We start from the raw sequence: 20,307 nt of genomic DNA on the forward strand, positions 1-20,307 counted from the left end.
CTCAGAAGTGAAACGCAGCTGCGACGATGGTAGTGTAGCATTCGCTATGCGAGAGTAGTTCACCGCCAGGCTCCCAAATAAACGGACCCTTCGTGAAAACGAGGGGTTTTTTTATTGGTATTGCCGGTGGGTTATCTGCCCGGGAAAAGTAGTTCACCGCTGGATGGCCAGCCCCGCAGCCTCCCAATTAAGCAAAGCCCTACGCATCCGCGTAGGGCTTTTTGCTTTGTTAAGATTATTTTTCTATATTAATCTGCAACTCAGCTGCTAAGCTATAGCATTGTGACAAGGTTCAAAAGGAGTTGCCCTTGGCCCGCACACCTCAATCATATTCTTCCTCTGTTTGGTTGCAGCTTGCTGCGCTTTTGCTTGGCGTAGTGTTTATCAATGCTGTCATGCTGGCTTTTCAACCGATAGCGTCTGCTGTTTTATTGTATGTTAGCGTTAATATTGTGCTGCTATGTACTGGCGCATTTACGCTCTGGTTTAGCATTTGTATACAAAAAACCTATATGGCTGATGCTGATAAGCTGCGCTCTGCTGTCGCGTTGTTGGAAGATAAACTGGAGCTTAAAGCGTCGCGGGATGACTCGCCTTCAGCTGCTTTGGCTAAAGTTACCAGCCAGGTTACGCATTTGCTAAAGCGCGATCAGGAAGTACGGCATCTGGTGCGGGTGCAGGGGTTGATCGATCATGAGCTGGCCGTTGGTAACCGGGTGTTTTTTGAAAGCAAGCTGCAGCATTATCTTAGTGATCAGTCTGAGGTGGGTTATGGCGCGGTTTATATTATCCAGTTATCGCACCCCGAAATCAGCCGGGCAGGCATAAAGCAGGTAAGTCGGCTTAAAGGTTGTGTAGATGTGCTCAATGGTATTGCTGCTGGTTATGCCGATACCGTCATTGCGCGTTTATCCGATACAGATCTGGTGATGCTGATTGCAGGGCTGAGCGGAAAAGAAATGGAAAAGCTCGGTGACCGGATGGCAGTGCTGTTAAGCCGGGCCAGCTGTTTTGCCGATTGTGCCGAGCAGGATGTATTACACATTGGCTATGCAGAATATCAGCGTGAGCAAACGTCGTATCAGATTTTATCTGAAGCAGATATGGCGTTAAAGACAGCACAGCTGCATGGCCCGAACGCCGCTTTTGGTTTTATTTTACAAAGTGACAAACCGCAGGCAAAAGGTTCTGTCTGGTGGCGGTCAGAACTTAATAAAGCATTGCAGGAACAACGATTTGCTTTAAGTTTTCAACCTGTGTTTTCCTGGCATGACGGTGAAATTATCCAGCATGAAGTGCTGGTAAGACTGCAAAGCAGTGATAATGGGCAGATCCCTGCCGCCATATTTTTGCCTATGGCGCATAACTGCGGTTTATCAAGCCAGATTGATCAGCATGTACTTATTAAAACCGCTAAATTGTGCGCCGCAGACATGGGTAATTATAGCCGGTGCAGTGTAAACATTAGCATTCAGGCCTTACTTGAACCCCAGTGGTGGCAGTGGCTGGATCATATGGTGATCTCTGGCCAGTTAGAGCCAGATACACTGGCGCTTGAGATAACTGAACATCATCTGTTAAAGCACTATAAACAGCTGCGCAAGAGTCTGATTAAATTGCATACTTTGGGTTTTGCCTTGATTATAGATCAGGTAGGGCTGGTGATAGATAATGCCGTTTATCTGGATGAGTTGCCGCTTGAGTCGGTAAAGTTACATCCTTCTGTGGTCCGGAATATCGATCAGCATCTGGAGCAACAACTATTTGTCCGTGGTTTAATCGCCAGTTATGCCGGTAAGAGTATCCGGGTATTGGCCACCGGTGTTGAACTTGAAGCCGAATGGCAGGTTCTGCAAAAGCTAGGTATTGCCGGTGGGCAGGGGTTTTACTTCAGCCAACCGCTGAACCAGATAATAACGCATAGTCAGCTGTAGTAATAAGGTGTCGGTAGTGTAAGCCAGCTAAGCCCTGCAAGCCGCCGGTATGAAAGAAGCTAAGGCGGCTGCCTGGTGGGAAATAACCCTGCTTTATCAGGGTAAATACACCCGCCAAAGCTTTGCCGGTATAAATGGGCTCCAGATAAAGCCGCTGCTGTGCCATGTCACGGCAAAACTGCAAGATAGTGTCATCAAACTTAGCATAGCCAGCGCCGCAAAAGTCCGTGTTTAATGACCAGTGTTGTTGCGTATCATCGCTTTGTAATAGCCGGGTAATACGGTCTGGTAAAGACGGATCTTTTACCACCGCGATACCGAGTACCTTGCAGCCTGAGCCATTAATCACACCCGCCAGAGTGCCACCACTGGCAGCAGCACAAATAATATGGCTGGCATTTCCTGCCGGTGTTAAATCCAGATCCAGTTCTGCAACTCCCAATGCTCCTGCTATTGACGAGCCACCTTCCGGCACGATTAGTAAGTGCTGATGTTGCTGTTGCAATTGCAGCAGAAAGTCGGCATCGTTACGCCGCCGGTATTGATTACGGTTCAGCAATTGAATTTGCATGCCTTGCTGCAGACAAAACGCCAGAGTGGGGTTATGTTTGTCGAGCTGATCGGCACGGACATAAGCCAGGCTTTTCAGGCCATGATATTTACACATAGCAGCTACTGCGGCTAAATGATTAGAAAAAGCACCGCCAAAGGTCAGAAAACCGGTCTTTTGCGCTTGTTGCGCCTGGGCAATGTGGTATTTTAACTTTAGCCATTTATTGCCCGACAGCTGTGGAATTGCAGTATTTAGCTGGTAAACCCATAGCTCAACCTGATGCTGTAGCAGCACAGGCTGATGCACTTGTTGCCAACCAGCCAAAACAGGTACGGCGGTAACTTCTGCTGATTGCATAACAGTATGAAATAATGACAGTTAACGGAATAGCCGCTAGTATAGCTGCATATAAGGAGATCATGGCATCGCTATGCTGAGAAAAATAATAAAACGGCTCCGCCCGGCAGCAGGAAATTCAGACACGGTTGTTGCAATTCATTTGGCAACAGCCAGCATCCGGCTGGTGATATTACAAGGCGCTGAGCTTAAACAGAGCCAAACATTCAGTTACAAAGCTGATAACTGGCAGGACAGCCTGCAAGTTGCATTACGGTCAGTCCCCGCAGGCTGTGTTTTGCATCTGGTGCTGTCTGCCGAGCGTTATCAACTGGTGCAATTAGATAAACCTGCACTGGCAGAGCACGAATTACTGCAGGCATTGCCCTGGCAGATAAAAGATCTGGTTACAATAGCGCCGGAAGATATGGTGCTCGACTACATTGACTTACCCGGTAGTAACACCCAACAGGAAAAAATCAATGTAGTGGTATGTAGTTATGCCTGGTTAAAACAATTAATTGCAGTGGTTGACGCAGCGGGTCTTAGCGTTAGCTCGATCCAACCCGAAGAATGGCTGCTCAGCCATATTTTGCCTGTATCGGCGCAAGCGACCATGTTGGTAGTGCATCAACCCGAACAGGAAATGCTAATTCAGATCATCCGTGATGGTCAGTTGTATTTTTCCCGCCGTACCCGTGGTTTTAGCCATTTACACCTTAATTCAGAATCAGAACTGCGCGAAGGCACGCTGGAACGTTTGCTGCTTGAACTGCAGCGCTCAATGGACTATTTCGAAAGCCAGTTAAAACAACCGCCGGTGCGCGATATTCGTGTCTTAATGGCCCAAACAGAGCTGATATGTGAGTTGTTTGTGCAAAGTGGGTTTAGCCGGGTAGAGCCGTTAAATTGGGCACAGTCTGCCGCGGCGGTAAACCAGGACGATTTACTGCATAACTGGCCGGCCCTGGCTGCCGCCAGTGCAGCCGCTAAAACCAGTCATATTAAGCAACGGGTAAACTTATATCAGGCACGGCTGCATCCGGTACGTGAGCGGTTAAGCCTGCAACGCCTGGTTGGCAGCGCTGCTGCATTAACCGCGTTAGTAGTGCTGGGATGGCTGCTCTTATCGCAACAACAGCAACAGGCTGATGCAGCGCTGGCAGAGACTGAGCTGCAGTTGCAGCGGCAATTACAGCAAACCGATTTATATCAGCAGGCATTAGCGCAGCGTAAGCCAGACGAAGCACTGGTAAAACAGTATCAGCAGGCTGAATACGCTGTAGCACAAAAACAGCAACTGCTAAGTCATCTGGCAGAACAGCAGCAACAGGCCAGCCAGTTTTATAGCCCTGTGCTGCAGCATTTACAACAAGTTGATCTGGCCGAGTTATGGTTAACTAATTTCACCTTACGCCAGGGCAGCAGCAGCTTTAGCGGTGTGACGTTACAGCCTGCCAGCATTACGCTGTGGCTGGAAGGGTTGCAACAACTCGCTTATTTTAAAGGCCAACGTTTTAGCCAGGTGAGCATGGCGCAGGTACCTGATAATAGCGCCGTCAGTTTCGTATTGATGGCACAAAAAGGAGAAACGCTGTGAGCCAGTGGCAACTGCTGTCAGATCGTTTCAGCCAGCTACAGCGGCGTGAGAAGTCGCTGTTGTTCTTTGGCAGCTTATTATTATTGCTATGGCTTAGTGTAATTTATGTGCTGGAGCCATTGTGGCATCAAACAGTGCAGACGCGTGCACTACAACTTAAAACCAGCCAGCAATTGCAAGATGCAGAACAACAGGCTGAGGTATTGCTTGCCCAGCTCAGCACCGATTTAAACCAGGACTACCGCGAGCGTATAAGTAACCTCGAACAGCAGCAGCAACAGCTGAACGAGCGTATCCACCAAAGCGCCAGCTACTTTATCGGCGCGGAGCAAATGGTAACCTTGCTGCGGAATATATTGCAAAGCAGTAGAGGCGTGCAGGTAAAAAGCCTGCTGACGTCGGCACCCAAAGCTGTGCGTTTGCAGGGGCAACAACCTGACGACCCTGCTATGTTATTTCAACACACTACAACACTGGTGATTGGCGGTGGTTACACAGATTTATTCAGAGCATTGCAACGTATGGAACAATTGCCCTGGTTGCTGAACTGGTCCGCGCTGGATTATCAGGTGGTTGAGTATCCGCAGGCAGAGCTGACCCTGACACTTATTACAGTGAGTGAGTATGAAGACTTTATTCGTTTGTAGCCTGTTGCTCCTCAGTGCCACGGCACTGGCCGATCCTACCCGGCCCGCGCCATCCTGGCTGGCGGCTACGGCAACAGCAGACTCGGCAGTACAACCGCAAGCATTATCTTTGCAACTGATAAAACAGACAGCAAATGGCCGTATTGCCGTAATAAACGGTAGCCTGCTGCGTAAAGGCGAAAAAATAAGACAGTATCAACTGCATGATATTGCAGCTGATCATGTTGTACTGGATCTAAATGGTGAACGGCAAATACTGCGTTTAGTTAATACGGCGATCAAACAAGATGAAGAATAAGCCAGTGAATAAGTTAGGGTGGTTGTGCGGAAGTATTTTATTAACCGGATGTCAGGCTTTTCAGCAAAGTGATGTACCACAAGGCGCTGAGCGTGAATTACAGCAAGCAGCAGCGCAGCAGGCTCCGGCACGCGCTTCAGCCGCACCGGTGCCGCTGGCCGTAACGCAGGATTTGCTTAGCAGCAGTTACACGCCGGTACAGCCCGAGTTGCCACGTTTTGATGTCGCGGCAGCAAATGCCGGGCTGAATGATTTTTTCCAGTCATTGGTTGCAGATACACCGTACAGTGTGGTGATGCACCCGGGGGTCAGTGGCGAAATTAACCTGCAGCTAAAACAGGTAACCCTGCCGGAAACGATGGCAATAGTGCAGCAACTGTATGGTTTTGACGTTCGCCAGCAGGGGCTTATCTACAAAATATATCCGGCAGGCCTGCGTACAGAAAGCATACCGGTCAACTATTTAATGATGCAGCGCCAGGGGTTTTCTTCTGTGGCGGTAAATTCCGGTGGTGTGTCACAAGACAACCAGAATAATCAGAATGGCCAGAACAACAGAAACAATCGCTCGTCACAAAGTAATTTCAATCAGGGCGATTTCAGTAATCAGAGCCAGTCGCAATCTGGTCAGCAACAATTTAACGGCAGCACTATTCAAAGTGAAAGCAAAACTGATTTCTGGAAAGATCTGGAAAAAGCCGTTAGTACAGTGCTGGGAGCCGGGCCGGAGCGTATGGTGGTAGTGACGCCACAAGCCGGTTTAGTTACCGTGCGTGGTATGCCGGAAGAAATCGCTGCTGTTAAGGCCTACCTTGGTCAGTCAGAGCAGCACTTGCAGCGCCAGGTGGTGCTGGAGGCAAAAATTATCGAAGTGACGCTGAACGACGAATATCAGCAAGGCATTAACTGGCAAAATGCCATAATGAACCTGCGCAGCACCGGCTTTAATTTTACTACCAGCGCCGGTGTCGCCAGCAATGCCATTAGTAGTTCACTGGGCGGCGTAACGGCAATCAGCTTTAACAATGCCGATTTTAACGGTGTGATTAACCTGCTGGAAACTCAGGGTAATACTCAGGTGTTGTCCAGCCCCCGGGTTACCGCCATGAATAACCAGAAAGCGGTTATTAAAGTGGGGCAGGATGAGTACTTTGTTACCAATGTCAGTAGCGAAACTACGGCGACAGTGGGCGGCACCATCAGCTCGCCGTCTATCGATCTGCAACCTTTTTTCTCTGGTATAGCACTGGATGTTACGCCGCAAATTGATCAAAACGGCAGTGTTATTTTGCATGTTCACCCTTCTGTTACAGAAACGGCTGAGCAAAATAAAACCATCCGCTTTAGCAACGAGCAAATAGTGCTGCCGCTGGCACAAAGCAATATCCGCGAGTCTGACACTATTATCCGCGCCCGTAGTGGTGAAATAGTGGTAATAGGCGGTTTAATGCAAACCGTTACCACCGACAACGAGTCGCGTACGCCGGTATTAAGCGCTATTCCGCTGCTGGGTAAATTATTTACCAGCATCAACAAAGTGGAGAAAAAGAAAGAGCTGGTAATACTGCTAAAACCAACCGTTGTTACCGAAGGCGTATGGCAGCAGCAAATTCAGCAGTCTTCAAAACTGGTATCTGACTGGAGCCAGGGTAACTAATTATGTACCTGCAGCATTTTCAGCTTAGCCAGATGCCGTTCGGTTTAACACCGGATACCGCCTTTTTTGTGCCGCTTGAGCAGCACGAAGATGTGTTGGCTGTGTTGAAAACCGCGCTGTGTGCCGGTGAAGGTTTTATTAAAGTATGCGGTGAGGTAGGCAGTGGCAAAACATTGTTGTGCCGCAAGCTGTTACAACAAACTGAGCCTGACTGGCAACTGGCGTATATACCGGATCCTTGTCTTACGCCGTTGGAATTGCGCTGGGCTCTGGCATTAGAGCTGGGCCTGAAGCACTCTGCCAATATCGAACCGCCCCAGCTACTGCAATTGCTGCAACGTCAGTTACTGTTACTGGCTGCGCAAGGCAAAAAAGCCATAGTGCTGATTGATGAAGCCCAGGCTCTGCCGGATGAAACACTGGAGGCGCTGCGCCTGCTAACCAACCTGGAAACAGAAAAACGTAAATTGCTGCAAGTGGTACTGTTTGCCCAGCCAGAGCTGAATAAAAAACTGGCCGGTTATCGTTTCCGGCAGTTGCGCCAGCGTATTACCTTTTCCAGTAACTTAACCTTAATGAGCAAAAGCCAGATCGGCGCTTATGTCTGTCTGCGCGTACAGCAGGCCGGGTGCAACCGTGCACTCTTCAGCCGGTTTGCCTTAAATGCTCTGGCCCGCTACAGCCGCGGTGTACCAAGGCTGGTAAATATTCTGGCGCATAAAGCACTGCTGCTGGCTTTTGGTGAAGGCAAGCCTTATGCCGTACTGCGGCATGTAAAACTGGCGGCAATGGATACCGAAGATGTTACCGCCAAGCCCAAAGCCTGGTGGTGGTACGCCGGTAGCACCGGCTTGCTGGCAATGGCATGTGTGGCTGCCGCATCGCAATCCGGCTTGTTCCGGCTGGCGGGTGGCCAATGAGTGTAATTAATAAAATGCTGCGCGATTTAGATCAGCGCAACCAAAATGCCGCCAATGTAAACCAGGTTATTGCCCGCCGACCTGGTCAGCCGCTTTGGTTAACAGTGTTACTGCTGCTGACCTTTGGTTTACTGTGCTTTGCAATTTACGCGGTATTAAGCCGCAGTGCCGTTATGCCACTGGCAACGTTAACCACTGTGGTGCCGGAGCCGGCTGCACAGCTGCCAGCAGAACCTACCACGCCGGCTGACATTGCTATAGCAGCGCACAGCCTTAAGCCCACAGAAGGCCCTGAGCCAACAGACAGCCTTGAGCCAAAAAACAGCCCTGAGCCAACGCCCACCGAAAGCCCTGCATCAACACCAGGCCCGGCGCCGACACAAAGCACAATTGTAAAAACCGGCCCCGCACCAGAGCAAACAGCAACATCGGAAGATACCGCTGCAGCCAGTGCAGCACAGCCACAACCACAGCCACAGCAAATAAAACCGGGCGAAGTAACTGCTCAGGTTGATGCGCCGCCACAAGCTGCTGCGGTTGTGCAGGCTGCAGCACCAACAGCTAAAACCGCCAGCAGTTTAAGTGTCACCAGCCGTGAGCCTACAGCAGCACAAAGTCAGGCCAAACTACGCCAGCAGGCAATGGCAGCAGCGCAGGCCGGGCAGGGGCAGCAGGCACTGCGATACTGGCAGCAGTTGCAGCAGTTAGCACCACAGGATGCGTTGGTTTATCTGGCTCAGGCCCGGCTTTGGTTGCAACTGGGGCAGCCGCAGCAGGCTGAAGCCAGTTTATTGCAGGCAAAAGCTCAGGGTATTATGGATGTCGATATTCAGCTAATGCTGGCCCAGGCAGCTGCCAGCCGTCAGCAATGGTTGCAGGTAGAAGCATTATTACCTGCCGGTTTTGCTGTGCCATTGCACCCCGATTATTACGGCCTTAAAGCTACAGCTTTACAGCAGCTTGGGCAGCATCAACAGGCATTTGACTGGTTTGCCGAGCTAAGCGCTCTGCAGCCACAACTGGGCAAATGGTGGCTTGGTGGCGCTGTGTCGCTGGAGGCATTAGAGCGCCCGGCAGAGGCACATCAGTATTATCTTAACGCGTTGCAATGGGGTGACAGCTTGTCAGTGCAGAGCAAAACTTATATTCAACAACGTTTAGTAGCAACAGAGTAATCTTATGCAAAGACCTCGTTTAAAAATGCGCTTGGGTGATTTACTGGTAGACGAGGGTATTATCTCGCCACCCCAGTTACAGCAGGCGTTGGCCCGGCAACAGGAAACCGGCCGAAAGCTGGGATCTACGCTTACCGAGCTAAAATTTTTGACAGAGGTACAGTTGCTGCAGTTTTTGGCGCAGCAGCTGAATGTGCCCTTTCTTGATATTGCGCAAAAACAGATAAGCCCTAAAGCAGTACAATTATTACCAGAGGTGCAGGCGCGTCGCTTCAGAGCGTTGGTGCTGGAAGATAATGGCGATACCGTGCTGCTGGGCATGAGTGATCCGGCCGATTTGGCCGCACTGGACCAGATTTCACGGCTGCTGGCGCCAAAAGAGGTGGCACTGGCCGTAGTGCGTGAAAGCCAGCTGATTGACGCTTTCGACACTCTGTACCGGCGTACCAAAGAAATTGAAAGTTTTGCTACCCAGCTTAAAGCCGAGCATGGCGCCGACAGCAACCTTGAGCTGAATGTACTGGATGAGCAGGCCGATGCCGACAACACCATCGCCAAGTTGCTGCAGTCGGTGTTTGAAGATGCCGTGCAGGTAAAGGCGTCGGATATTCATATTGAGCCGGACGAAAAAGTGTTGCGTATTCGTCAGCGCGTTGACGGTGTGCTGCAGGAAAACATCCTGAATGAAGTCAGTATTGCATCAGCGCTGGTGCTGCGGCTTAAATTGATGGCAAATCTGGATATCTCGGAAAAGCGCATGCCGCAGGACGGCCGTTTTCAGATCAATGTAAAAAAACACCAGATAGATGTGCGTATTTCTACTATGCCGGTGCAATATGGCGAATCAGTGGTAATGCGTTTGCTTGATCAATCTGCCGGTTTGCTGCAACTGGAAGAAACCGGCATGCCAGCGCCACTGCTGAGTAAATTGCGGCGTATTATCAAAAGCCCGCATGGCATGATTCTGGTAACCGGCCCCACCGGCTCTGGCAAAACCACCACCTTGTACGGGTTGCTAAGTGAACTTAACCAGGCTGGCAGCAAAATTATTACTGTGGAAGACCCTGTAGAATATCGCCTGCCGCGGATTAATCAGGTACAGGTTAACCATAAAATTGGCCTGAGTTTCAGCAACGTGCTGCGTACTACCTTACGGCAAGATCCCGATATTATTATGGTGGGGGAAATGCGCGATCAGGAAACCGCCGAAATGGGCCTGCGCGGCGCGTTAACCGGCCATTTAGTGTTGTCGACATTACACACCAACGATGCCGTAACCAGTACCTTGCGTTTAATTGATATGGGCGCGGCGCCCTATCTGGTGGCGTCGGCACTGCGCGCTATAGTGGCGCAGCGCCTGGTGCGGCGTTTATGTGATTACTGCAAACAACCCTATCAGCCAGACGAGCTGGAAAGCAGCTGGTTACGCCATCATAAAGCAGATACTACCGCGTCTTACTGGCATGCCAAAGGTTGCCAGTCGTGTAATCACAGTGGTTATAAAGGCCGCCTGGGTGTATTTGAACTGCTGTTAATCACCAAGCCACTGGCCGATGCGCTACGGCGCAATGATACGGCCGGTTTTGCCCATCTGGCGCACCACAGTGAGGGTTTTGTCAGCTTGGGTACTATGGCTTTACATTATGCGCAGCAAGGCATTACCAGCCTGGACGAGGTAATAAGGGTGTCGGAATACCTTGATACCGAAAGCTTAGTGACAGTGGAGCCCTAAGCACAATGGCTAACTTTGTTTACACCGCACGTGACAACAACGGTAATGCTGTTAGCGGCCAGATAGAGGCCGGCAACGAAGGCGCCGCCGCCGACTTACTACGCCGGCGCAGTTTTATTCCGCTAACTATTCAGCGTCAGGCGGAGCAAAGTAAAACCTCCATTGGCCAGTTAGAGTTATGGCAGGCCAAAGTATCGCTAACCGATTTAATTCTGTTTTCCCGTCAGATGTATTCACTGATGAAAGCCGGCATTCCAATAGTACGTGCCATTGAAGGCCTGGCACAAAGCACCAGCTCTAAGCGTTTACAAAAGGTGCTGGGCGAACTGGTTGGTCAGCTGGAAAATGGCCGCAGCTTATCGGTAGCGCTGGCCGAGCACCCCAAGGTATTTAGCCGTTTAATGGTTAGCATAGTGCACGTGGGTGAAAACACCGGCCGCTTAGACGAAGCCTTTTTACAGCTGAATTATTATTTTGAGCAAGAGCTGGAAACCCGCAAACAAATTAAGCAAGCCACCCGTTATCCGTTTTTTGTACTGATAGCACTGGTAGTGGCCATGTTTATTCTTAACCTGGCGGTTATTCCACAATTTGCCAATATGTTTGCCCGCTTTAATGCCGAATTACCCTGGTCTACTAAAGCATTACTGGCCAGCTCGGCATTTTTTGTCGCCTACTGGCCGTTAATTATTATTGCTGCAATTGGTGCTACGTTTGGGTTTCGCAGTTATATCAAAACCGACAAAGGCCGGGTTGTGTGGGGCCGCTGGCGGTTGGTATTCCCGATTATTGGCAATGTTATTTACCGCGCCACGCTGGGCCGTTTTGCCCGCAGCTTTGGCATGATGCTAAAAGCCGGTGTACCGATGACCAGCGCCTTAACCCTGGTAGCCGATGCGGTAGACAATGAATATATGGGCGAAAAAATCCGTGATATGCGGCGTAATATCGAACGCGGCGAAAGTTTATTGCGGGTAAGCCAACAAAGCGGCATGTTTACCCCTCTGGTATTACAAATGATCGCCGTAGGCGAAGAAACCGGTGCCATGGACGATATGCTTGGCGAAGTAGCCGGTTTTTATGAGCGTGAAGTGGCTTTTGATTTAAAGAGCCTGACCGCAAAAATTGAACCCATTCTTATCGCTATAGTGGCGGTGATGGTACTGATTCTGGCATTGGGTATCTTTACGCCAATGTGGGATATGCTCAATGCTTATAAGGGTAATACCGGTTAACGTTTTTACAATTGTGGGCTACATTGGGATGTAATTACTAATATTAGCGATATACTAACGACAATAAGCAACTTGGAGGCATAGTTATGAAAAGACAAACAGGTTTTACCCTGATAGAACTGGTTATAGTAATTATTATTTTAGGGTTACTGGCCGCAACCGCCTTACCGCGGTTTTTAAATGTTACCGCACAAGCCGAAGATGCGGCAATTGAAGGCATCGCCGGCGGCTTTGCCTCTGCAGTTGGTTTGGTGCGGGCACAATGGGAAGTTGAAGGCCGGCCTGCCACTAATACGGTAAATTATGATGGTGTAGTAGTAAATGTTGCCGCTACCGGTTATCCGGCAGGAGGAGGCTCCGTTGATACAATGAGTCCAGCACAATGCCAAACGGTGTTAAATACGATTTTACAGAATGCACCCACATCCACAAATGCCGACACGTCCCCGACTTTGGCTCAGATCACTGCCCGGCAGTTATATGTTCGGGTTCAAGCAGGTTCAAACCAGCCAACTGCTACACCAACATTATGTGTGTATCACCAAACTGCTGGTTTGACTGCTATCCCATCTGATCAGTCAAACAGTAATGGTTTTACTTACGCTCCAGCGTTGGGCCAAGTCACTGCATTTTTAACTAAACCCTAAGCTATAAGGTCTTACTATGAAACGTAATCAAGGTTTTACATTAATTGAATTAATCATTGTTATCGTTATTCTGGGTATTCTGGCAGTAACAGCCGCCCCCCGGTTTTTAAATTTCTCCGGTGATGCCAAAGCATCTACTTTAAGTGGAGTTCGCGGAGCTTTGGAATCTGCCGGAGCGCTGGTTTATGGCAAAGCGATTATTGCTGGTAAGCATACTGAAGCTACAGAGACTTTAACAGATCCCGCTATTGCTATTGTTTATGGTTATCCGGCTGCAACTGAAGCAGCTATACGAGCTGCTGCGGAATTATCAACGGGGGAATGGGCTATTTTGCCTGTAACTACAGCAGGTGAGCCTGCCGGAAGTGCTGCAGATGATATAGTGATTGCGACAGCTGGAACAGACGCTGCTGACTTAGACACTTTAGCTTGCCATGTGCTATATAAGCCTGCTACTGCCAGTACTGGCACTCCGGTTGTAGTCACCAAGCCCGTGATTACCGTTGTAAGTTCAGGCTGCTGATAGCAGTAAACGAATATGAGATCACAGCACCGCGGCTTTACCTTAATTGAGCTTATTGTGGTGCTGGTATTGATCGGGGTACTCGCGGTTAGCGTAGTACCCCGTTTTTTTGATGCCTCTGGTACATCTGAGTATTTATACCGCGACCAGGCGCTGAATATACTGCGCCGGATACAAATACAGGCGATGCAATGCACCGACTGTGGCTCACAGGGCGTTTTAGTACAAAGCGACAGAATATTTTCAGGCGCTAATGCCTGTTTAAATGATGCCACACACTTATGCATAGCGCCGCGCGATAGCAGCACTATCACGTTAACTAAAACAGGCTTTAATATTCAGCTGAATTTTGACAGTAAAGGCCGCCCGCTAAGTAACTGTGCAACCGGCACTTGCCGGATAACCATTCAGGGGGCTGTTGCGCTGCCCATTTGCATTGAAGCTGAAGGCTATATTCACCCATGCTAAAACTCAGCCTGAAACGCAGCCGCGGCGTTACCTTAATAGAACTGATCGTTGGCATAGTCGTGCTGGCCATTAGCTTAAGTATTATTACCTCGGTATTAGGCCCGTTGTTTATTAAAAGCGCTGATCCCTGGCACCAGGTGCGTGCTGCTGAGCTGGGGCAAAGTTTTATTAATGAAATATTGGGCCGATCTTATGATCAAAACAGCAGCCGCAGCGGCAGTTTGCTACGCTGTAACGAAACGGGAGCTCAAAGCTGTACTGCTGAGGCAAACTTTGGCCCGGATGGCAGCGAAAGCCGGCTGAGTTTTAACGACGTAGATGATTTTCATAACTTTACCGGCACGGGTGAAATTTTTAGCAATATTTTAGATCTGCAGCCAGAATTGTCTGATTACTATCGCAGTTACAAACTTAATGTTGCCGTAGCCTATGCTGGCGCGGAGTTTGGTTTAAATAACCAGCAGGTTAAAAGAATTACAGTCTCTGTTACTACACCCACCGGTGCGCAAATCGATTTTGCCGCCTATAAAGGAAACTGGTAATGCGCAGCGCCGGTTTTACGCTAATTGAGCTGGTTATTACCATGGTAGTGCTGGCAATACTGGCGCTGGGTATTACCAGCTATATTGGTTTGGGCGCCCGTATGTACAGTGACGCCGCCGAACGCGAGCAGGTGCTGGGTCAAAGCCGCTTTGTTGCTGAGCGAATGGTACGCGAGCTGCGTAATGCCGTGCCAAATAGCGTGGTGTTTTCCAGTACCAGCAACTGCCTGCAATTTCGGCCAATTTTATATAGTGGTATCTATACCAATGCGCCCTTTGAACAAAACGGCACCAGTATGACAGTAATAAGCCCGGATTTACGGGCGATAAGCTCGACACCTGCTGCGGTGAACGGACGCCAGCTTATGGTATATCCGACTAGTGCTGCAAACCCCGGCGGAACCGTGTTGGTTAATAGTATGAACACGGTGGACCTAAGCACCGCACGCTTTACACTGAATTTTGATAGTTTTCGTTTTACCCGCCAGTCGCCCGAGCAGCGCTTTTATATCGCCGATGCAGCAGTGCAGTATTGTTTGGTAGGTGCTGGCAGTGGCCGTTTTAATATTACACGCAATAATGTGCTTATGGCCGAAGGCTTAAGATCTGCGATATTTCGCGTAACAGACGCTGTGCTAACCCGTAATTCGGTGGTGAATATCTTTTTGCAGTTTGGCTATGGTGGCAACGCCGATATGTTTTTTAACTACGAGGTGCATATTCCCAATGTACCTTAACTATCAAAAGCAGCGCGGCAGTGCGCTGGTTATCGCCGTTTTTGTTATCGTTGTTATGCTGGCGCTGGCAGTGGGTTTGTCGCGCTTGCTAATCAGCAGCAGTGAAACTGTTGTATATGAAGTGCAGGGCACCCGGGCACTGTTTGCGGCGCAAAGCGGGCTTGATATTGCGTTAACACAACTATTTCCGCTAAATGGCACTGCAGCTGGCTGTGGAGCTGTAACAACATCACGCAGTTTTAATGCCGACAGTTTGCAAAGTTGCAGTGTCAGTATCAGTTGCACCCCTTTTACCAATGCGGAGCCAGATAACATTACATTGTTCCAGCTTATCAGCACCGCCAGCTGTGAAGTCGGAGGTTTTCAAACCCGCCGTACAGTGCAAATAGAGGTGCGTTGATGAAGCTTTGGTTTGGCTTAATATTTATTACGCTATTTTACGTTTCACCTTTGGTGGCTAATCCGTTAGCAGAATGGCGAATGGATGAAGATAATTTCACGGGCTTTGCAGGTGAAGTGCGAGACAGCTCTGGAAACAATTATCACGGTACTGCAATAAATGGTTTAGGCACTCGCGATGGTGTGGTGTGCCGCGCCGGTGACTTTCGTGGTGAAGGTTATAATGCTGACCCGTTAAATACTTATTATCCCGCTCGTTATCATGTCGAAGTTCCGGGAAGCAGCGCATTATCACCTTATGTGCCAAGTGTGGGCTCTGCGATGACAATAACCGGTTGGTTTAACACCAGAAGAACAGATATTGTCGGCACCATTATTCACAAGGGGGATGGCGGAGCCTCACAAGATTACAGGGTTTTTCTGCAGAGCAATCGTTTGAACCTGCAGGTTTACAACATATTCGGCAATTCTGAAACACGGGCGCTTAACTTCAGCATATCGCCCAATGTGAATTACTTTTTTACGGCAACGATTCTGCGCTCGCGCACCTGTACGGCATCTTTCTTTGGTTTCTGCCTGTCATACCGTCAGGATATCGATATCCAGCTTGAAATTTTTTCTGCAAGTTCAAATACGCCTTTGGCGTCTGAAATCTTTAAATTTCAGGATTTTGCTGTTGAAGGCAAAACAACAAACGGTACTTTGCTTCTGGGGGCGACAAAGTATGCGGTTAATAACATTACAAATTACTTTGATGGCGTGATTGATGAAATTCGTCTTTATCCGGGAGTAAGAACCCGAGCCGAAAATCTGGCTGATAAAAATGCAAGCCGGGTATGCAGTGGCGCTTTGCAGTGTTTGGCGGATAATTTTCCAGGTGCTTTGTCTACGGATAGTTGGGTTACCAGCATTAGCAGTGGCAACTTTGCGCCACAGGTAGTCAACGGGCGCTTACGGCTAACACAGGCAATAGGTAATCAGGCTACATCAGCAACTTATCAACGCTTGTATCCATCGGCAAATAATCGGGTCGTCGTGGAGTTTGATTACTGGGCATATGGTGGGAATGGTGCTGATGGCCTGGCAGTAGTGCTGTCAGATGCAACAATAACACCGCAAGCTGGGTCTTTTGGTGGACCACTGGGTTACGGTTTTAAACCAGGTATACCGGGCTTTGCCGGTGGCTGGCTTGGCTTTGGTCTGGATGAATATGGTAATTTCTCTAACGAAGGCGGCACTACTAATGTCGGTTTTCGGCCGCAATCTGTTGTGATTAGAGGATCTGGCAGTGGCACCAATGGGTATAATTATTTGCGTGGCAGTTGCAGCAACGGCACGATAAATCAGAATAGTTGCTTGTCGCCTGCGGTTGATGGTAATCAGAGCACACCACATCGTTACCGCTTTATCATTGATACCAGAAGCTCAGGTAGTACGATAGTCTCGGTAGAGCGCAATACTGGCAATGGTTTTACAAGTTTAATAGCGCCGTTTAATGCACAGAGTGTTAGCGGTCAAACCGTACCACCGGAAAATTTTCTGTTATCTTTCACCGGCTCAACCGGTGGCTCTAATAATATTCACGAGCTGGATAATATAAGCATTTGCGCACTTAGATCAAACCCGGTTGGCCAGCAAATAGATCATATTGAATTAACACATCAGGCAACGGGTATCGCTTGTGTGGCTTCTGCTGTGCAGGTAAAAGCCTGTTTAAATGCAGACTGCAGTACTTTGTTCACCAGCCCTGTCTCAGTAGATCTTTCTAATTCAGCCGGTAACTGGCAAACAGATCCAATAACCCTAACCAATGGCGTGGGTACTGCTTATTTAAGAAATCCCGGCGGTGGTGTGGCTACCATAGGGGTAACAGAAACGGTACCGCCAAGAAAAGCTTTTAGCCAAACGGTATGCAAGGTGGGGAGCAACAGCAGTAATTGTCAGATCAATTTTGCCAATGCAGGTTTATTGTTTGCACAGGCCGATGGTGTTACCCCCCTTAGTCATCAGACAGCTGGTGTTGCTTTTAACGGCGTGCTAAGGGCCATTCGCACCAATACCACTACCGGAGCCTGTGAGGCCAGAGCCGAAGGCAGCAAGCCTGTGCGCCTGGGCTTTAGTTGTGAAAATCCGTCCAGCTGTATTGCCGGGCAACAATTTAGTATTAACAACACCCAGATTGCAGGCAATGGTGCAGCAAGCAGCGCTAACCGCAGTAGTGTTAACCTGACATTTAATAGCAGCGGCAGCGCACCGCTAACCATGCGTTATAGCGATGTGGGGCAGTTAGCCTTGCACGCCAGCCTGGCTTTGCCGGAGCAATCGCCTGATCCGGCCATAACACTAAACGGCAGCAGCAATGCCTTTGTGGTGCGGCCGCATACGCTGGCAGTGGTGCAGGCACTGCGGCAAAACGGTAGCGCTAACCCTGCCACCCAAACCGGCGGAAATGGTTTTGTCGCTGCCTCAGAGCCATTTAATGTGGTCATTGAAGCCCGCAATGCTGACGGGCAGGCAACACCAAATTTTGGTAAAGAACTGAACCGGCAAAGGGGAGAGGCGGTATTTAATCAGCTGGTTTATCCGCCGTCAGGTAACAACGGTACCTTTAATGGCGGGGCTGTTGACACTGCCATTGCTGCACTTAACGGGCGGCAGACAGTAACAGGCGTCAGTTGGAATGAAGCTGGTAGCATTACACTGCAGGCAAAAATGTTAAATGATACCTATCTTGGCATTGCCGACATTTCGGCTAAACCTGCAAGTGCAGTGATCGGGCGGTTTTATCCGGATAATTTTGCGCTGGTCAGCAGTGAGGTCAGCAACAGCTGCACTAATTTCAGTTATATGTCACAACCGGCACTAACGGTGAATTACCAGCTGGAGGCCAAAGGCCGCGGTGGTAATACGTTGCAAAACTACCACAGTGCTCATTATCCTGCGGGCGCTGCAACTATGCTAACGGTGGCGCAGGACAATAGCACACGGCTGGCAGCGGAGCGTTTAGCCGTGCAGGCAGCACAATGGCAGCACGGTGTGTACCGGGTACAACAAAATAACGCCAGCTTTAACCGGGTAGCGGCGCCTGACGGGCCTTACACCAATATGCAACTGGGGTTGCAGATAGTGTCAGAACAGGATAGCCGTAATTTCCCAGCCTTTACGCTGGGTACTGATGCACTGGCATTAAGCGGTACGCTAAATATGCGCTATGGCCGGCTGGTACTGCAAAATAGCGGCGGGCCTGAGGATGAGCCTGTTCCACTGGCTTTTAAAACGGAGTACTGGCAGGGAGGGCGCTTTATCAATAACATTGAAGATAATTGCAGCCTAATCAGCAATAGTTCAGCTTTACTCAGCACAATAAGCGGCACTCCGGCGCTAAGCATGACAGGTGTGGGCGGTATGGTACAAAATGGCCGCTTTCCGGCTCAGTCTTTAACGCTGGCACCACCGGGTGTTCCCGGTATCTGGCAGGTTGAATATATGGCCGAACCCTGGCTGCAATATCACTGGCGTGGCGCTTCGGCGAATTATCAGCAAAACCCGCAGGCAGAGATTATGTTTGGCCGTTTTCGCGGTAATCCAAGGCAAATTTTCTGGCGTGAACTATTCCGCTAAACGCCAGCCTAATACAGGCTGAGCGCTGGTAAGTGGTTGCTGAGAGATAAATACAGGCAATACTTGGTTTAATTGCACAAAAATGTAAGATAAGGCTATTCACACGCTGGCGAGTTACTTAGAATAAACGCCGCTATATTTACCATTGCTGCGACCTTAGTGCGGTGCAGTGCTGACCTGCCTTTGGCGGCTCAGGTTTATAAGGATCCGGTTTCTTCATGTTTAATAAATTGCGTGGCCTCTTTTCAAACGATTTATCTATCGACCTGGGTACTGCCAATACACTGATTTACGTTAAAGATCAGGGCATAGTACTGAACGAACCCTCAGTTGTTGCCATTCGTCAGGAGCGTGCTGGCGGGCCAAAAAGTGTTGCGGCAGTTGGCCATGCAGCAAAACGTATGCTTGGGCGCACCCCCGGCAATATTAAAGCCATACGCCCGATGAAAGATGGCGTTATTGCCGACTTTTACGTCACAGAAAAAATGCTGCAGCATTTTATCCGTCAGGCGCACAGCAATAGTTTTCTTCGCCCCAGCCCGCGTGTGCTGGTGTGCGTGCCTTGCGGCTCTACCCAGGTAGAGCGTCGGGCAATCCGTGAGTCGGCCCAGGGGGCCGGTGCACGTGAAGTCTATTTAATTGACGAACCTATGGCCGCGGCTATCGGTGCCGGCTTGCCGGTATCAGAGGCCACCGGTTCTATGGTGGTTGATATTGGTGGTGGTACTACTGAAGTCGCTATTATCTCGTTAAACGGCGTGGTGTACTCGTCTTCTGTGCGTATTGGCGGCGACAAGTTTGACGATGCTATCGTTAACTATATCCGCCGTAATTACGGCATTTTAATTGGCGAAGCCACTGCCGAGCGCATTAAAACTGAAATTGGTTCAGCCTATCCCAGCGATGACGTACTGGAAATTGAAGTGCGTGGCCGTAACCTGGCCGAAGGTGTGCCGCGCAGCTTCACCATGACCAGCAATGAAATTTTAGAAGCCCTGCAAGAGCCGTTAGCCGGTATTGTCAGCGCAGTGATGGTAGCGCTGGAGCAATCACCACCAGAGCTGGCGTCAGATATTTCTGAGCGCGGTATGGTATTAACCGGTGGTGGCGCTTTACTGCGCGATCTGGACCGTTTATTAATGGAAGAAACCGGTATTCCGGTAGTAGTGGCTGATGATCCGCTTACGTGCGTGGCGCGTGGTGGTGGTAAGGCACTGGAGATGATAGATATGCACGGTGGTGATGTGTTCAGTTATGACTAACTGAGGCATCGCCGGTGCAGG

18 protein-coding genes are annotated in these 20,307 nt (G+C 49.6%); 17 read left to right on the plus strand and 1 reads right to left on the minus strand.

Annotation, left to right across the window (positions count from 1 at the left end; all coding sequences use genetic code 11):
• The first annotated feature begins 308 nt into the window (after nt 1-308).
• The gene (locus MJX74_RS08770) at nt 309-1,934 is read left to right on the plus strand and encodes an EAL domain-containing protein (RefSeq protein ID WP_240222497.1); all 1,626 of its coding nucleotides are present in this window, start codon (nt 309-311) and stop codon (nt 1,932-1,934) included.
• On the opposite strand, the gene MJX74_RS08775 is transcribed toward MJX74_RS08770, so the two are convergent.
• Nucleotides 1,891-2,844, minus strand: coding sequence for a 1-aminocyclopropane-1-carboxylate deaminase/D-cysteine desulfhydrase (locus MJX74_RS08775; protein WP_240222498.1), 954 nt, complete (start codon nt 2,842-2,844; stop codon nt 1,891-1,893). The two genes, MJX74_RS08770 and MJX74_RS08775, sit on opposite strands and share 44 nt — an antisense overlap.
• A gap of 820 nt (nt 2,845-3,664) precedes the next feature.
• On the opposite strand from MJX74_RS08775, the gene MJX74_RS21940 reads away from it, so the two are divergent.
• The 16 genes from MJX74_RS21940 (at nt 3,665) to MJX74_RS08855 (ending at nt 20,286) form a co-directional block, all read left to right on the plus strand.
• Nucleotides 3,665-4,423 carry a PilN domain-containing protein gene (locus MJX74_RS21940; protein ID WP_420851401.1) on the plus strand — a complete coding sequence of 253 codons (759 nt, stop codon included), beginning with the start codon at nt 3,665-3,667 and terminating at the stop codon, nt 4,421-4,423.
• Nucleotides 4,420-5,070, plus strand: a complete 651-nt coding sequence (locus MJX74_RS08785) for a hypothetical protein (protein WP_240222500.1) — start codon at nt 4,420-4,422, stop codon at nt 5,068-5,070. Before MJX74_RS21940 ends, MJX74_RS08785 begins: the two co-directional genes overlap by 4 nt.
• Complete coding sequence (locus MJX74_RS08790; protein WP_240222501.1) at nt 5,048-5,368, plus strand: hypothetical protein; 321 nt, start codon at nt 5,048-5,050, stop codon at nt 5,366-5,368. Before MJX74_RS08785 ends, MJX74_RS08790 begins: the two co-directional genes overlap by 23 nt.
• Before the next feature lie 4 nt (nt 5,369-5,372).
• The gene (gene mshL / locus MJX74_RS08795) at nt 5,373-7,025 is read left to right on the plus strand and encodes a pilus (MSHA type) biogenesis protein MshL (RefSeq protein WP_240222502.1); all 1,653 of its coding nucleotides are present in this window, start codon (nt 5,373-5,375) and stop codon (nt 7,023-7,025) included.
• A gap of 2 nt (nt 7,026-7,027) precedes the next feature.
• Nucleotides 7,028-7,945, plus strand: coding sequence for an ExeA family protein (locus MJX74_RS08800; protein ID WP_240222503.1), 918 nt, complete (start codon nt 7,028-7,030; stop codon nt 7,943-7,945).
• A complete protein-coding gene (locus MJX74_RS08805) occupies nt 7,942-9,120 on the plus strand; it encodes a hypothetical protein (RefSeq protein WP_240222504.1) in 1,179 nt (392 codons plus the stop codon). Before MJX74_RS08800 ends, MJX74_RS08805 begins: the two co-directional genes overlap by 4 nt.
• A gap of 4 nt (nt 9,121-9,124) precedes the next feature.
• Nucleotides 9,125-10,852, plus strand: coding sequence for a GspE/PulE family protein (locus MJX74_RS08810; RefSeq protein ID WP_240222505.1), 1,728 nt, complete (start codon nt 9,125-9,127; stop codon nt 10,850-10,852).
• A gap of 5 nt (nt 10,853-10,857) precedes the next feature.
• Nucleotides 10,858-12,087: a type II secretion system F family protein gene (locus MJX74_RS08815; protein WP_240222506.1), complete on the plus strand. Its 1,230-nt coding sequence runs from the start codon at nt 10,858-10,860 to the stop codon at nt 12,085-12,087.
• Nucleotides 12,088-12,173: 86 nt separating this feature from the next.
• Nucleotides 12,174-12,734, plus strand: coding sequence for a prepilin-type N-terminal cleavage/methylation domain-containing protein (locus MJX74_RS21750; RefSeq protein WP_275692729.1), 561 nt, complete (start codon nt 12,174-12,176; stop codon nt 12,732-12,734).
• A 16-nt stretch (nt 12,735-12,750) separates the two neighbouring features.
• A complete protein-coding gene (locus MJX74_RS08825) occupies nt 12,751-13,257 on the plus strand; it encodes a prepilin-type N-terminal cleavage/methylation domain-containing protein (protein ID WP_240222507.1) in 507 nt (168 codons plus the stop codon).
• A gap of 15 nt (nt 13,258-13,272) precedes the next feature.
• Nucleotides 13,273-13,725: a prepilin-type N-terminal cleavage/methylation domain-containing protein gene (locus MJX74_RS08830; RefSeq protein WP_240222508.1), complete on the plus strand. Its 453-nt coding sequence runs from the start codon at nt 13,273-13,275 to the stop codon at nt 13,723-13,725.
• Complete coding sequence (locus MJX74_RS08835) at nt 13,719-14,267, plus strand: type IV pilus modification PilV family protein (protein ID WP_240222509.1); 549 nt, start codon at nt 13,719-13,721, stop codon at nt 14,265-14,267. The genes MJX74_RS08830 and MJX74_RS08835 overlap by 7 nt, the downstream gene beginning before the upstream one ends.
• Nucleotides 14,267-15,004 carry a PilW family protein gene (locus MJX74_RS08840; RefSeq protein WP_240222510.1) on the plus strand — a complete coding sequence of 246 codons (738 nt, stop codon included), beginning with the start codon at nt 14,267-14,269 and terminating at the stop codon, nt 15,002-15,004. The genes MJX74_RS08835 and MJX74_RS08840 overlap by 1 nt, the downstream gene beginning before the upstream one ends.
• Nucleotides 14,994-15,404 carry a type II secretory pathway component gene (locus MJX74_RS08845; protein WP_240222511.1) on the plus strand — a complete coding sequence of 137 codons (411 nt, stop codon included), beginning with the start codon at nt 14,994-14,996 and terminating at the stop codon, nt 15,402-15,404. The genes MJX74_RS08840 and MJX74_RS08845 overlap by 11 nt, the downstream gene beginning before the upstream one ends.
• Complete coding sequence (locus MJX74_RS08850; protein ID WP_240222512.1) at nt 15,404-19,024, plus strand: DUF6701 domain-containing protein; 3,621 nt, start codon at nt 15,404-15,406, stop codon at nt 19,022-19,024. Before MJX74_RS08845 ends, MJX74_RS08850 begins: the two co-directional genes overlap by 1 nt.
• A 218-nt stretch (nt 19,025-19,242) precedes the next feature.
• Nucleotides 19,243-20,286 carry a rod shape-determining protein gene (locus MJX74_RS08855; RefSeq protein WP_008219881.1) on the plus strand — a complete coding sequence of 348 codons (1,044 nt, stop codon included), beginning with the start codon at nt 19,243-19,245 and terminating at the stop codon, nt 20,284-20,286.
• Nucleotides 20,287-20,307 lie beyond the last annotated feature (21 nt).

It is taken from the genome of Rheinheimera hassiensis, from assembly GCF_022436675.1.
Lineage (GTDB): Bacteria > Pseudomonadota > Gammaproteobacteria > Enterobacterales > Alteromonadaceae > Alishewanella > Alishewanella hassiensis.

Excerpts from the sequence above, each read along its gene's own strand:
- MJX74_RS08775 (WP_240222498.1), bottom strand. The coding sequence starts at position 2,844 with ATGCAATCAGCAGAAGTTACCGCCGTACCTGTTTTGGCTGGTTGGCAA.
- MJX74_RS21940 (WP_420851401.1), top strand. The coding sequence starts at position 3,665 with ATGGCCCAAACAGAGCTGATATGTGAGTTGTTTGTGCAAAGTGGGTTT.
- MJX74_RS08790 (WP_240222501.1), top strand. The coding sequence starts at position 5,048 with ATGAAGACTTTATTCGTTTGTAGCCTGTTGCTCCTCAGTGCCACGGCA.
- MJX74_RS08800 (WP_240222503.1), top strand. The coding sequence starts at position 7,028 with ATGTACCTGCAGCATTTTCAGCTTAGCCAGATGCCGTTCGGTTTAACA.
- MJX74_RS08805 (WP_240222504.1), top strand. The coding sequence starts at position 7,942 with ATGAGTGTAATTAATAAAATGCTGCGCGATTTAGATCAGCGCAACCAA.
- MJX74_RS08810 (WP_240222505.1), top strand. The coding sequence starts at position 9,125 with ATGCAAAGACCTCGTTTAAAAATGCGCTTGGGTGATTTACTGGTAGAC.
- MJX74_RS08815 (WP_240222506.1), top strand. The coding sequence starts at position 10,858 with ATGGCTAACTTTGTTTACACCGCACGTGACAACAACGGTAATGCTGTT.
- MJX74_RS21750 (WP_275692729.1), top strand. The coding sequence starts at position 12,174 with ATGAAAAGACAAACAGGTTTTACCCTGATAGAACTGGTTATAGTAATT.
- MJX74_RS08825 (WP_240222507.1), top strand. The coding sequence starts at position 12,751 with ATGAAACGTAATCAAGGTTTTACATTAATTGAATTAATCATTGTTATC.
- MJX74_RS08830 (WP_240222508.1), top strand. The coding sequence starts at position 13,273 with ATGAGATCACAGCACCGCGGCTTTACCTTAATTGAGCTTATTGTGGTG.
- MJX74_RS08835 (WP_240222509.1), top strand. The coding sequence starts at position 13,719 with ATGCTAAAACTCAGCCTGAAACGCAGCCGCGGCGTTACCTTAATAGAA.
- MJX74_RS08840 (WP_240222510.1), top strand. The coding sequence starts at position 14,267 with ATGCGCAGCGCCGGTTTTACGCTAATTGAGCTGGTTATTACCATGGTA.
- MJX74_RS08845 (WP_240222511.1), top strand. The coding sequence starts at position 14,994 with ATGTACCTTAACTATCAAAAGCAGCGCGGCAGTGCGCTGGTTATCGCC.
- MJX74_RS08850 (WP_240222512.1), top strand. The coding sequence starts at position 15,404 with ATGAAGCTTTGGTTTGGCTTAATATTTATTACGCTATTTTACGTTTCA.
- MJX74_RS08855 (WP_008219881.1), top strand. The coding sequence starts at position 19,243 with ATGTTTAATAAATTGCGTGGCCTCTTTTCAAACGATTTATCTATCGAC.